General features: G+C 40.6%; 10 protein-coding genes and 1 tRNA gene. 8 read left to right on the top strand and 3 right to left on the bottom strand.

Annotation, left to right across the window (positions count from 1 at the left end):
* Positions 1 to 21 precede the first annotated feature (21 nt).
* Positions 22 to 1,896 carry an FAD-dependent oxidoreductase gene (locus GD631_RS13525; protein WP_143257457.1) on the bottom strand — a complete coding sequence of 625 codons (1,875 nt, stop codon included), beginning with the start codon at positions 1,894 to 1,896 and terminating at the stop codon, positions 22 to 24.
* Between the two features lie 334 nt (positions 1,897 to 2,230).
* On the opposite strand from GD631_RS13525, the gene GD631_RS13520 reads away from it, so the two are divergent.
* Complete coding sequence (locus tag GD631_RS13520) at positions 2,231 to 3,439, top strand: ROK family transcriptional regulator (protein ID WP_143257456.1); 1,209 nt, start codon at positions 2,231 to 2,233, stop codon at positions 3,437 to 3,439.
* A 221-nt stretch (positions 3,440 to 3,660) separates the two neighbouring features.
* On the opposite strand, the gene GD631_RS13515 is transcribed toward GD631_RS13520, so the two are convergent.
* Both GD631_RS13515 and GD631_RS13510 read right to left on the bottom strand, forming a co-directional pair.
* A tRNA-Thr gene (locus GD631_RS13515) sits at positions 3,661 to 3,733 on the bottom strand.
* A 109-nt stretch (positions 3,734 to 3,842) separates the two neighbouring features.
* Positions 3,843 to 5,882 (bottom strand): toxin-antitoxin system YwqK family antitoxin, encoded by a 2,040-nt coding sequence (locus GD631_RS13510; protein WP_143257455.1) that lies wholly within the window; start codon positions 5,880 to 5,882, stop codon positions 3,843 to 3,845.
* A 104-nt stretch (positions 5,883 to 5,986) separates the two neighbouring features.
* Here GD631_RS13510 and GD631_RS13505 point away from each other — a divergent pair, with 104 nt between their 5' ends.
* The 7 genes from GD631_RS13505 (at position 5,987) to xpt (ending at position 13,167) form a co-directional block, all read left to right on the top strand.
* A complete protein-coding gene (locus GD631_RS13505) occupies positions 5,987 to 6,568 on the top strand; it encodes an epoxyqueuosine reductase QueH (protein ID WP_143257454.1) in 582 nt (193 codons plus the stop codon).
* Between the two features lie 27 nt (positions 6,569 to 6,595).
* Positions 6,596 to 7,474, top strand: a complete 879-nt coding sequence (locus GD631_RS13500) for a DNA/RNA non-specific endonuclease (RefSeq protein ID WP_143257453.1) — start codon at positions 6,596 to 6,598, stop codon at positions 7,472 to 7,474.
* Between the two features lie 409 nt (positions 7,475 to 7,883).
* The gene (mltG, locus tag GD631_RS13495) at positions 7,884 to 8,921 is read left to right on the top strand and encodes an endolytic transglycosylase MltG (protein WP_143257452.1); all 1,038 of its coding nucleotides are present in this window, start codon (positions 7,884 to 7,886) and stop codon (positions 8,919 to 8,921) included.
* An 83-nt stretch (positions 8,922 to 9,004) separates the two neighbouring features.
* Entirely contained in the window at positions 9,005 to 10,597 is a 1,593-nt protein-coding gene (locus GD631_RS13490; RefSeq protein WP_143257451.1) for a thiamine pyrophosphate-dependent enzyme, read from the top strand.
* 3 nt (positions 10,598 to 10,600) lie between these two features.
* Positions 10,601 to 11,185 (top strand): indolepyruvate oxidoreductase subunit beta, encoded by a 585-nt coding sequence (locus GD631_RS13485; protein ID WP_143257450.1) that lies wholly within the window; start codon positions 10,601 to 10,603, stop codon positions 11,183 to 11,185.
* Between the two features lie 11 nt (positions 11,186 to 11,196).
* Positions 11,197 to 12,504, top strand: coding sequence for a phenylacetate--CoA ligase (locus tag GD631_RS13480; protein ID WP_143257449.1), 1,308 nt, complete (start codon positions 11,197 to 11,199; stop codon positions 12,502 to 12,504).
* 90 nt (positions 12,505 to 12,594) lie between these two features.
* A complete protein-coding gene (gene xpt / locus GD631_RS13475) occupies positions 12,595 to 13,167 on the top strand; it encodes a xanthine phosphoribosyltransferase (RefSeq protein ID WP_004311456.1) in 573 nt (190 codons plus the stop codon).
* Position 13,168 lies beyond the last annotated feature (1 nt).

Raw genomic sequence — 13,168 nt, 5'->3', positions numbered from 1 at the left:
AGTTAACATTTATATTATTACCTATTGAATATACTGTCCTGTAATATCTACTTTTTTATTATTGAAAGGATCTAATATCTGATCAATCAAAATCGCCATTTCACTTCGTAGAATATCTCGATTCATATCAAAATTCTTCAAATCAAATTCATTCCATATCTCTTCTACTCTACCTTCTTTCAATTCAATACCTTCTTTTTCGGCAATCTCTCCTATCATCTCTGTAGCTTTCTGAATTGATATAGTATTATTACCTTCAATAACCTGCTTATTGACATAGGGATAAACATCACCTAACCCTTCCAGTTCATTCGCCAATAACAATGTATCTGCTCTGAACCACATTTGATTAGCCCAATCAACACTTTCACCTATACCTTTCAAAATTCCTGTAGAACCTACACGTTGCAACGATTTAAACATCGGATGATCTATTGCAACATCTAAATAAGGCAATAAATATCCTTTCGCATCCAATATTGCATTTTGCACTTCACGAACAGATACCTCGCTAATACTTTTATTATCTTTCACTGCAAGAGCTGCCAATGCTCCCGCTGCTTGTCCAATCTGCATTACCATAGGCTGTAAGCGAGTAGTACCATTAATTATATTAGAAACGGATATTGATTTTTCAGCAACGATCAACCCTTCAATATCTTTAGGAATCAAAGTTCCTAAAGGCAAACCGTATGAAGGGACCAGATGAAAATAAAGATTAGGTAATTCTTCATATCCATGATAACGGGTATGATGATGATCCACAGGATAATTTCCTACGGCAATACAAGTGCGATAAAGAGGTTGGGACTGTTTGAACGGTTCACAAACATGATTTAGATTAAAGCGCACTAATCCATGTATTCTCCTAGACTCTCTATGATAAGGAATAAATGGTAATTTGTCGGCTGTAGGATATTCATCGTCAGCTAAACCCAATGTATTAAAACCTAATTCATGTTGCAGAAAATAAACGAAACACATCGTATAATGTTTTGCATATTTCAGGGCTTCTTCACGTTCCTCACGGGTCATTTCAATCAAGTTTACATAATAATCATTGCCTTCTATCGGCCAATTAATCATGTATTTATTGTTAGGAAGTTTTCCATAAGTTATCATCATGTCTTTAGACCATACACGATCCGGTTCTTTAGGCGTGATACAAACGTGACTGGCACAAGCACAAGCAAATTCATCCTTATTATATCCTTCAGGACAAGGAATAGTCACATCTTTACCATAATCTTTCAAGATTGCTACGTATGTAATATCCTGAACTATATTATTTTTTTCTTCCGGAGCAATATCTTCTTTTGTATCATGACGGCTTTCCATACCGATATCATATTTCACCCCGCACATTTTTGCTATATCCCCCAATTCAGTACCATCAATCAATATTTTAGCATGTATTTTTTTGATTGTATTATCATTCATCTGAATTTGAGCAATCCAAGCATCATTCTCTCTTTCCAACTTTACCAAAGTAGCATTATGCCATACTTTTAGATTTTTCTCCGCGTCAACCATTTCATGGAAAATTTTATTTCCGACTGAAGGTTCAAACAACACTGCACTCACCCAACCGGTTTTTAGAGAATCAAGCCCTCCATAATAATCTGCCAAACGTCCGCGAAACTCACCAAACAAGCCTGCCGGTAAATCATAGTTTCCGTCAACAGCACTTACACCTGCAGAAGTGAGCATCCCACCCAGCCATTCTGTTTCTTCTACTATCAATGTCGCAGCCCCCATTCGAGCAGACTGAATACCAGCAGTTACCCCACTAGCACCTCCACCAATAATTAGCACATCAACAGAATCATCTGAATGAGAGCATGCCGTGAAACACAATGCAAAAAATAAACACAGGCCTAAAAAATAGTTTCTCATATTAAATTCATTTAAGGATATAGACTTTTATTAATAATATCACGGCACAAATATAGCTATATTTATTAAATAAACAATAGATAATAAAATATTTTATTAATAAAATCATTATTTCTCACATTGTTAATTAATAGAAGGGGGAATTACCTCACAAATCATCTTATCTCATTTATTATATCCACGATTGTCCATAGCTATATTATCCTATATATAAATCCATTACATAGTATATAGGGAATATAACATTCAAGACATTCTAATTTTCAAGGCCTCAAAACCACGCATTAATAAAAAAATTAATTATCTTTGTGTGATTTACCAAATATGCATAGTTATGAACCAACAATTCTTGAAAGAAATAGAAAAGGGCTCTAAAAGCGCTCTCGTCAAAAAGAGGATTATTACACATTATATATATAATGGAAGTTCTACAATTCCCGATCTTTCAAAAGAACTGGATTTAAGTGTACCAACCGTCACCAAATTTATCGGTGAAATGTGTGATGACGGATATATTAATGATTATGGCAAATTGGAGACTAGTGGCGGACGCCATCCCAACCTCTATGGGCTTAATCCGGAATCCGGTTACTTTTTGGGTGTAGACATCAAAAGATTCGCCGTCAATATCGGACTGATAAATTTCAAAGGCGATATGGTAGAATTAAAAATGAATATACCTTATAAGTTTGAGAATTCAATCGAAGGGATGAATGAGTTATGCAAACATATTCTCAATTTTATAAAGAAGCTCACTATTAATAAAGAGAAGATCTTAAATATTAATGTAAATGTGTCGGGGCGTGTAAATCCTGAATCAGGATATAGCTTCAGCCAGTTCAATTTCGAAGAAAGGCCGTTGGCAGATGTATTATCCGAGAAATTGGGATATAAAGTAACTGTCGACAATGACACGCGTGCCATGACTTATGGTGAATACATGCAAGGCTGCGTGAAAGGAGAAAAAGATATCATTTTCGTGAATGTAAGCTGGGGAGTAGGTATCGGAATTATCATTGATGGTAAGATTTATACCGGAAAATCCGGATTCTCCGGTGAATTTGGACACATGAGTGCTTATGATAATGAAATAATCTGCCATTGCGGAAAAAAAGGTTGCCTGGAAACAGAAGCTTCCGGCTCGGCACTTCATCGTATTTTATTGGAGCGTATTCAAAGTGGGGAAAGTTCCATTTTATCTACACGAATCGCTACAGAGGAAAACCCGATCACTCTTGATGAGATAATTGCCGCTGTGAATAAAGAAGACCTGCTTTGTATTGAAATCGTAGAAGAAATCGGGCAGAAACTGGGTAAACAGATTGCCGGACTAATCAATATTTTCAACCCGGAACTGGTCATTATAGGTGGAACTTTATCTTTAACCGGTGATTATATCACCCAACCCATAAAAACAGCCGTACGCAAGTACTCCCTAAATCTGGTCAATAAAGATTCAGCCATCATCACGTCTAAGTTGAAAGATAAAGCCGGTATCGTTGGCGCTTGTATGCTGGCACGCAGCAGAATGTTTGAAAGCTAGTTTTATCTTCTATGCCGAGAGAAAAAGTTATCTATAAAGCGAACGATATAGACTACGGCTACTCCGGCGATGACCAAAACAATAATACGACTCAACATAGATTACATTTTTATATTTCACATCTATTACATACGCAGGATTTCCCTTTTGAAATAAGAATAGGGAATCCTGTAAAAATTAGAACGCTGATTATTAATTAATAATCAGCGTTCTAATTTGAGAGCCGCTAGCCAGACTTGAACTGGCGACCTACGCGTTACGAATGCGTTGCTCTACCAACTGAGCTATAGCGGCGTTTGTCTCTCGTTTACGGCGTGCAAAATTACAGCTTTATTTGAGAAAACAAAAAGAATCCGATTATTTTTTTGAGCTTAATTTTTAAATCAACTTTTGTTGACGCAATCTAGAACTTTTCTTTGCGCTCAAATTTTCCGTCTTCAGTATAGTACTTCCATGTACCCTTCGGTTTATTATTTGCATACTTTCCACGAAGTTTCAATGTTCCATCTTCATAATATTCACGGTAACGACCATGGCGTTTCCCTTCTTTTACTTCCGCTTCACTCTTCAACGCTCCCTCCGGATAAAACTCCCTCAAAACGTTTCCTTCAAACTTTTCGACATAGAAACGCTTCAATTCGCTCATCTGTTCTTTTTCAGTTTCAGCATCTTCACTCATTTCCTTGTCGTCTTCATCGGTAGCAATGGCAACGACCTCCTCCGGCTGATATGGACTGTAATCCATCACATATTGCAAAGAAGCCGACTGTCCATCTCCTATAACCTGCATAGTCCAGTAAGGAAACGAATACAGAACATCTTTATTGGATTGTATCTCATTCCATGTGGCAGGATTCATCATAGGCTTCAGCTGGGAATAAAACTTGTGCACATCCGTATATAAGAATATGGTAGAACTTGACTTCAAATATGAAAGCGCATTTTCAAATCCCGGATTATTTTTCAATAAATTCTTCTGCTCGTAATCTTCCACAAAAGAAAGTAAAGACGCAGCCTTATTACTAAAAACTACATAATCATCGACATAAGTATAATATGGCTTTTCAAATTTATCAAATAGTTTTCCAAAGAACAGGCGGAAAAAGCCTTTCATTTCAACATAGTTAATCTCGAAATCTTTATAATTGACTGTCTTAATCTTAACCGGACTGCGCCGCTTAATCTTCTTTTCAATAAATTCCATGTTCTTACGGGCATCTTTTATACTTTTAGCCCTGATAGCCAGAATTAGTTCGGGATCATGTCCTAACAAGCCTGGTTCGGATTGCGTAATAGCAAACTCTCCCGACATCCAACTCAAGAAGTTTTCTTCCAATGATATCCCGAATAACCCTTCTATCTTTTTCCGGGAACTTTGAAAAGAATCATACAATTGTTTATCATGAACCAGCAACGCATTCTCCAACTCTTTCACAAAAGTTACCGGATTATTGAAACCTATATTCGTATAAAGAGCCGTACGCCCGGACAGAATCTCATGCGCTTTCATTTTATGCTTTCCCGAATTCAATAAAGCAGTGACATAAGGATCGGCAGAATCTTTTCTCAACGTATACCCTTTCACTTCCATCCTCTCCTTATTCGTATTTAAATAGAGTCCGGCAAAATTCATCGAATTGCTAAACAGATCAATGTATTCGTTTCTTGCGCCTAGATAAATAGACATAAATTGAGGTACGCGCGCATAATTAATAAAGACTCTGACAAGCCCCTTACCGGAAACCAGCTTCTCTGTTTCAATAAAAGACTGGTCAAGTCCGATTTTAGGTTTATTACGCGAATCAATAGCCGACTCGACAAGCCCGGATGTATAAGAACCCACCAAATGATTATCTACAAATGCAATATAGAAAATGTCCCTTGTTTCAGGATCACGCATTTCAAGGATATTAATACCGTTATGCATCCGGTTAGTGACAGTGAAACCACTCATAACCAATACGGTTTCCACCTGGTCTTTCAATAAATCCATCTTCGATGTTTTCTGCATATCCAGGATAAGCAGAAAATCCCACGCTGTGGCACGGGTCTTGTGAAGCGAAATAAGCATATCCCGTTCACCAACAAGTGACAACAACACTTTATTGCTTTTGACAACCGAATCGAGTTTCTCTACACTCTTCGTTACTTCCTCAAAAGATTTCGCTTTCTTCAAACATTGCCATGTTTCACTTCCACTAAACTTTTCCCAATCTTCAATCGGAGCTGATGATTGAATGATAAACGCAGCATCTTCAGGAACGAGATAAATTTGCTGAATATTACGATCAGGCGAAACAAATAAATAAACGACGGAATATACAACATATACCGCCAAAGCTAATGCAGCCACCACTAAAGTTCTCTTTACAATTTTCGAAGTACTTTTTTTCTTCTCCGGGCCTGCATATTGCTCTTCTTGCCCGCAATTTAATTCATCCATTATTGATCTGTTATAAACTTGAGTGGACAAAGATACTAAAAAAACTATTCTGAATAAAGCATAAACCATTGACTCGTATCATAAATATGTACTAACTTTACAGCATGAAAAAGAAATTCCAACTTGAAGTTCCGGGAGGAGCCGATAAAGTCTTACTTCATACTTGTTGTGCTCCTTGTTCATCAGCCATTATTGAATGTATGATGCAACATCATATCACCCCCGTTATTTATTATTGCAATCCTAATATTTATCCGCAGGAAGAGTATATTATAAGAAAAGAAGAATGCACGCGCTATGCCCAATCATTGGGATTGGAGATCATAGATGCTGATTACGATCATGAAACCTGGCGATGCCACATAGCAGGAATGGAGCAGGAACCCGAAAGAGGAGGACGTTGCCTGCGTTGTTTTAAACTGCGTTTATTGGAGACAGCCCGTTACGCACATGAACATGGTTTCTCTGTAATTACCACAACACTTGCCTCCAGCCGTTGGAAAAGCCTGGAGCAGATCAATGAAGCCGGACAATATGCTACCGCTTCTTACCCGGATGTCACATACTGGGAACAGAATTGGCGGAAAGGGGGACTTAGCGAACGACGCATTGCCATCATTAAAGAATACAACTTTTACAACCAACAATACTGCGGTTGTGAATTCAGCATGAGAAAAGAAGAATAAAACAAACCTGTCATCACCAGCCAATCAATGAATCGAAATAAAAAAGGTAAAAACAGAAAACTATTCAAAAAGAAATCACGCTCTAATAATAGATTAGGATGTATCATTGCCATTATTGTGCTCATTCCTATTCTTTTGGGTGTTTATTTGTATTGCCAGCAGATTAATATCCAAAAAAATAACGAACCGCTAACTGACGCTTCCTTTCAAATTCCGCCCGGTAAGGATCTGGAGACACCCATATCACTAATTCCCCGGCAAGAACAAATCATCCGGCATAGCGGATATACGGTATCATACAACAAAGATTTAAAAATCCCCAACTGGGTTTCTTACGAATTAACCAGGAAAGAAACCAAAGGAAAAGAAAAAAGAGGTAATCGTTTTATTGCCGACCCATTAGTGACAGGTCCGATTGCGACGAATGCCGATTACACCCGTTCAGGATATGACAAAGGTCATATGGCTCCCGCCGCAGATATGAAATGGAGCCCTGAAGCCATGAAAGAATCATTCTATTTCAGCAATATGTGTCCACAACACCCACAACTAAATAGAAGAGGATGGAAAAACCTGGAAGAAAAGATCCGGAATTGGGCCATAGCGGACAGCGCCATTATTATTATATGTGGACCTATCATAGAAAAACATCCCAAAACAATCGGAAAGAATAAAGTCGTAGTACCTCAAAAGTTTTTTAAAGTAGTCCTTTCTCCTTTTGTCAAGCCGATGCGGGCTATCGGTTTCTTATTCAACAATGAGCAGGCGGTAGAACCTCTATCATCCTATGCAGTAACAATAGATAGCATTGAGAGTCTGACTAACATGGATTTCTTTGCGCCTCTGCCCGATGAGATAGAAAACAAAATAGAAGCAGACATTAATTATTCTCTGTGGCCGAACTAACTTGCAAAACTCGTTTCGCTGAAATGAATTCATTTTCCTGTGCCAATGGCATTCTAGTTACAAACAGACTCTCACTTCAATAAAAGGGAGTTGTTGTATTACTCTCAATGGTTTCACATTGTAACGTCAAGAGATTGTCTTAGTCCCACATATTGTGGGAAAATATTCTCTTATTTTGTGGGAAAGTATTCTCTCATATTGCGGGAAAATAGTCCCACAATATATGGGAATAGTGAAACTACTCCGGAAGCAAGAAGACAATTACAATAAACGCCAAGAGACACAATAAGCAACAGAGTTAATCAAGTAAGGCAAATGCAACATGAAAGAATGGATTCATCTTAAAAAGAGAGCACTCCTATCCAAATTCTTTTTATCTTTGGCGAACTTTTTAAATAGACCTCAAAAGATGAAGAGAAAAAAGAGAAACATTCTATTGTCAATTCTAATCGGAGCATTTTTCCTTTGCGCAGTTGCAGGAGGAACTCTCTATTATTATCTGTTTGCTCCCCAATTTCATCCATCTAAAACCGTATATATCTATATAGACCGGGATGATACGGCTGATTCTATCTACCATAAAATAAAAGAATTCGGGCATGTCAATAAGTTCACCGGATTCCAGTGGATGGCAAAATACAAGGATTTCAATCAGAACATACATACCGGTCGTTATGCCATTCGTCCTAATGACAATGTCTATCATGTATATAGCCGTTTTTCCAGAGGTTATCAGGAACCTATGAACCTTACTATCGGAAGTGTCCGGACATTAGACCGATTAGCACGAAGCATCGGCAAGCAGCTCATGATAGACTCTGCCGAAATCGCCAGCCAACTGTTCGACTCTACTTTCCAAGCTCAAATGGGATATACCAGCACAACACTCCCCAGCCTTTTCATACCGGAAACCTATCAGGTATATTGGGACATGAGCGTAGACGAATTCTTCAAACGAATAAAGAGCGAACACAAACGTTTCTGGAATAAAGATCGCCTGGCGCAAGCTACTGCCATCGGCATGACACCGGAAGAAGTCAGCACTCTTGCTTCCATCGTTGAAGAAGAAACCAACAACAACGAAGAAAAACCAATGGTAGCCGGATTGTATATCAACCGATTACACCAAGATATGCCCTTACAGGCAGATCCCACCATCAAATTTGCCTTGCAGGACTTCAGTCTGCGCCGAATCACCAACGAGCATTTAAAAGTCAATTCTCCCTACAACACCTATATCAATACCGGACTACCGCCGGGACCCATCCGTATCCCCTCTAAAAAGGGAATAGACAGCGTGTTGAACTATACCAAACATAACTATATCTATATGTGTGCCAAAGAAGATTTTTCCGGAACTCACAACTTTGCCTCCAATTACGCCGACCACATGGCAAATGCAAGAAAATACTGGAAAGCCCTGAATGAAAGAAAGATTTTCAAGTAAATTTGTGATAAAACGAACGGAAAAGCCTATCTTTGCCCGATAGATTAACAAACTGTGATCAACACTAAATAAAAGAAATAGATATGAGCAAGCAACTCTTACTTGGCGATGAAGCCATTGCACAAGCTGCACTGGATGCCGGACTTTCAGGCGTTTATGCCTATCCGGGTACTCCTTCAACTGAAATTACGGAATATATTCAAATGGCCCCTATAACGACCGAACAGAATATACACAACCGTTGGTGTGCCAATGAAAAAACAGCGATGGAAGCTGCCTTGGGTATGTCTTTCGTAGGTAAACGGGCATTAGTTTGCATGAAACACGTAGGTATGAATGTAGCTGCCGACTGTTTCGTCAACTCTGCCATCACAGGCGTGAAAGGCGGATTGATTGTGATAGCCGCAGACGACCCCAGTATGCACTCCTCGCAGAACGAACAGGACAGCCGTTTCTACGGAGATTTCTCACTGATACCGATGTACGAACCCAGCAATCAGCAGGAAGCGTATGATATGGTATACAGCGGCTTCGAATTCTCAGAAAAACTAGGCGAACCGATCCTGATGCGTATGGTAACCCGTCTGGCACACTCCCGTTCAGGAGTAGAACGCAAAAAACAAAAGCCACAGAACAGCATCTCTTTCAGCGAAGATCCGCGTCAGTTCATCTTGTTGCCGGGAAACGCCCGCAAACGCTACAAAGTATTGCTTGCCCGTCAAGACGAATTTATCAAAGCCTCAGAAGAATCACCTTATAACAAATACACAGACGGTCCTAACAAAAAGCTGGGAATCGTAGCTTGTGGCATCGGTTACAATTATCTGATGGAAAACTATCCGGAAGGTTGCGAATATCCGGTACTCAAAATCGGCCAATATCCATTGCCTAAAAAACAATTGCATCAATTGATCGAGTCTTGTGACGAAATCCTCGTTCTGGAAGACGGACAACCCTTTGTTGAAAAACAATTGAAAGGTTATCTGGGTATCGGCGTTAAAGTAAAAGGACGCCTCGACGGTACTCTGTCACAGGACGGAGAATTAAATCCGGACTCTGTAGCCCGTGCCGTAGGCAAAGAGAATAAATCGGAATTCGGTATTCCTTCTGTTGTAGAAATGCGCCCGCCCGCACTTTGCGAAGGCTGCGGACACCGCGATATGTATATCACGCTGACCGAAGTTCTAAAAGAAGAATATCCATCCCATAAAGTATTCAGCGACATCGGCTGTTACACATTAGGCGCAAATGCTCCTTTCAATGCAATCAACTCATGTGTGGACATGGGTGCTTCCATCACGATGGCAAAAGGTGCCGCTGACGGAGGTCTTTTCCCGGCCGTAGCTGTCATCGGTGACTCAACATTCACCCATTCCGGAATGACCGGACTATTAGATTGCGTGAACGAGAATGCCAGTGTAACCATCGTCATCTCCGACAATGAAACTACCGCCATGACAGGTGGACAGGATTCTGCCGGAACCGGACGTATTGAAGCGATCTGTGCAGGTATCGGAGTAGATCCGGCTCATATCCGTGTAGTTACTCCATTGAAGAAGAACTATGAAGAGATGAAGCAAATCATTCGCGAAGAAATCGAATATCGTGGTGTATCTGTCATTATCCCACGCAGAGAGTGTATCCAGACATTAGCACGCAAAAAAAGAAGTAAGTAAGCCATGAAAAAAGACATTATATTATCAGGAGTCGGCGGACAGGGAATTCTGTCCATTGCCACAGTAATCGGCAAAGCTGCCTTGAAAGAAGGATTATACATGAAACAAGCGGAAGTACACGGAATGAGCCAACGCGGAGGAGATGTTCAATCTAATCTCCGTATCAGCGACCAGCCGATTGCTTCAGACCTGATCCCATCAGGAAAATGCGATCTCATCATCTCATTGGAACCGATGGAAGGATTGCGTTACCTCCCCTACCTTAGCCCTACCGGCTGGTTGGTGACTAATGAAACTCCATTTGTCAACATCCCCAATTATCCGGAAACAGACAAAGTAATGGCAGAAATCGACAAACTGCCTCATAAGATAGTATTGAACGTAGACAAAGTGGCAAAAGAAGTAGGCTCCGCCCGCGTTGCCAACATTGTCTTACTGGGAGCGACAATCCCATTCCTGGGCATTGATTACGAAAAAGTGCAAGACAGCATCCGTGAAATCTTCCTGCGTAAGGGAGAAGCAATTGTAGAAATGAATCTTAAAGCATTGGCAGCCGGCAAAGAAATTGCGGAAAAGCTAATGCAATAAAAGGCATTACCATGAGTACACAATACTGGGAAGAAGAACTAGAGACCATGAGCCGGGAGAAGTTGCAGGAATTGCAGCTTCAACGGCTTAAAAAAACAATTAATATAGCTGCGAACGCTCCATATTACAAAGAAGTTTTCAGCAAACATGGCATCACAGCAGATAGCATACAGTCATTGGATGATATCCGCAAAATACCTTTCACTACCAAATCTGACATGCGCGCCCACTACCCGTTCGGACTGGTGGCAGGTGATATGAGCAATGATGGCGTACGTATTCACTCTTCCAGTGGTACCACCGGAAACCCTACTGTTATTGTTCACTCACAACACGACCTCGATTCCTGGGCCAACCTGGTAGCCCGCTGTCTGTACGCAGTAGGAATACGCAAGACTGACGTTTTCCAAAACAGCTCCGGATATGGTATGTTTACAGGAGGTTTAGGCTTCCAATACGGTGCAGAACGCTTGGGCTGCCTGACGGTCCCTGCCGCTGCAGGAAACAGTAAACGACAGATTAAATTCATCAACGACTTTAAGACCACCGCTTTACATGCTATCCCCAGCTATGCCATCCGCCTTGCAGAAGTCTTTCAGGAAGAAGGACTCGACCCTAAAGAAACCACACTGAAAACCCTGGTTATCGGTGCCGAACCTCATACCGACGAACAACGCCGGAAAATAGAAAAGATGCTGGGCGTAAAAGCATACAACAGCTTCGGTATGACAGAAATGAACGGTCCCGGTGTTGCTTTCGAATGTCAGGAACAGAATGGAATGCACTTCTGGGAAGACTGTTACCTGGTAGAAATTATCGACCCGGAAACAGGCGAACCTGTTCCGGAAGGCGAAATCGGAGAATTAGTACTTACGACTCTTGATCGTGAAATGATGCCGTTAATTCGCTATCGTACCCGCGATTTAACCCATATCCTTCCCGGAAAATGCCCATGTGGCCGCACCCATATCCGTATCGACCGCATCAAGGGACGCAGTGATGATATGTTCATTATCAAGGGAGTAAACATCTTCCCGATGCAGGTAGAAAAGATTCTCGTACAATTCCCCGAGTTAGGCAGCAACTACCTGATTACGCTGGAAACTGTCAACAACCAAGACGAAATGATCGTCGAAGTAGAATTAAGCGACCTTTCTACTGACAATTATATTGAGCTGGAAAAGATCCGCAAGGATATAACCCGCCAATTGAAGGATGAAATATTGGTGACTCCTAAAGTTAAACTGGTAAAGAAAGGCTCTCTCCCGCAAAGCGAAGGAAAAGCCGTCCGGGTGAAAGACTTAAGAGACAACAAGTAACGATTTAAATATCCATGTGCTAATATACCAACCGCCGTTTTCACCATGCGGGATGGAATATTAGCACATTATTAATTAATATCATACAGCATGCAATTACTTAAAAAGAGAATTTTGCAAGACGGAAAATGCTACGAAGGAGGTATCCTGAAAGTAGACGGTTTTATTAATCATCAAATGGACCCTGTCCTGATGAAATCAATCGGAGTTGAGTTTGTCCGTCGTTTTGCAGCCACAAACGTAAATAAGATTATGACAATCGAAGCCAGCGGCATCGCCCCGGCTATCATGACAGGCTACCTAATGGATTTACCAGTTGTATTTGCAAAGAAAAAGTCTCCTAAAACCATCCAGAATGCACTAAGCACCACTGTGCACTCATTCACCAAAGATCGTGATTATGAAGTCGTTATCAGTGCCGATTTCCTCACTCCAAACGACAATGTCCTTTTCGTGGATGACTTCCTCGCGTATGGCAATGCCGCATTAGGCATTATCGACCTCATCAAGCAATCCGGAGCAAATTTGGTAGGAATGGGATTCATTATTGAAAAAGCCTTCCAAAATGGGCGTAAAAAACTCGAGGAACAAGGCGTCAGAGTAGAAAGCCTGGCTATCATTGAAGACTTATCCAATTGCTGCATTAAAATCAAAGACGAATAGA

Origin of the sequence: Bacteroides luhongzhouii, from assembly GCF_009193295.2 — a bacterium.
GTDB classification, from domain to species: Bacteria; Bacteroidota; Bacteroidia; order Bacteroidales; family Bacteroidaceae; genus Bacteroides; species Bacteroides luhongzhouii.
The sequence above is the reverse complement of the archived record's forward strand: the minus strand, read 5'-3'. Positions and strand labels throughout refer to the sequence as shown.

Bases quoted from the DNA above. Each gene is read 5' to 3' on its own strand.
- GD631_RS13525 (WP_143257457.1), bottom strand. From the start codon at position 1,896: ATGAGAAACTATTTTTTAGGCCTGTGTTTATTTTTTGCATTGTGTTTC.
- GD631_RS13520 (WP_143257456.1), top strand. From the start codon at position 2,231: ATGAACCAACAATTCTTGAAAGAAATAGAAAAGGGCTCTAAAAGCGCT.
- GD631_RS13510 (WP_143257455.1), bottom strand. From the start codon at position 5,882: ATGGATGAATTAAATTGCGGGCAAGAAGAGCAATATGCAGGCCCGGAG.
- GD631_RS13505 (WP_143257454.1), top strand. From the start codon at position 5,987: ATGAAAAAGAAATTCCAACTTGAAGTTCCGGGAGGAGCCGATAAAGTC.
- GD631_RS13500 (WP_143257453.1), top strand. From the start codon at position 6,596: ATGAATCGAAATAAAAAAGGTAAAAACAGAAAACTATTCAAAAAGAAA.
- mltG (WP_143257452.1), top strand. From the start codon at position 7,884: ATGAAGAGAAAAAAGAGAAACATTCTATTGTCAATTCTAATCGGAGCA.
- GD631_RS13490 (WP_143257451.1), top strand. From the start codon at position 9,005: ATGAGCAAGCAACTCTTACTTGGCGATGAAGCCATTGCACAAGCTGCA.
- GD631_RS13485 (WP_143257450.1), top strand. From the start codon at position 10,601: ATGAAAAAAGACATTATATTATCAGGAGTCGGCGGACAGGGAATTCTG.
- GD631_RS13480 (WP_143257449.1), top strand. From the start codon at position 11,197: ATGAGTACACAATACTGGGAAGAAGAACTAGAGACCATGAGCCGGGAG.
- xpt (WP_004311456.1), top strand. From the start codon at position 12,595: ATGCAATTACTTAAAAAGAGAATTTTGCAAGACGGAAAATGCTACGAA.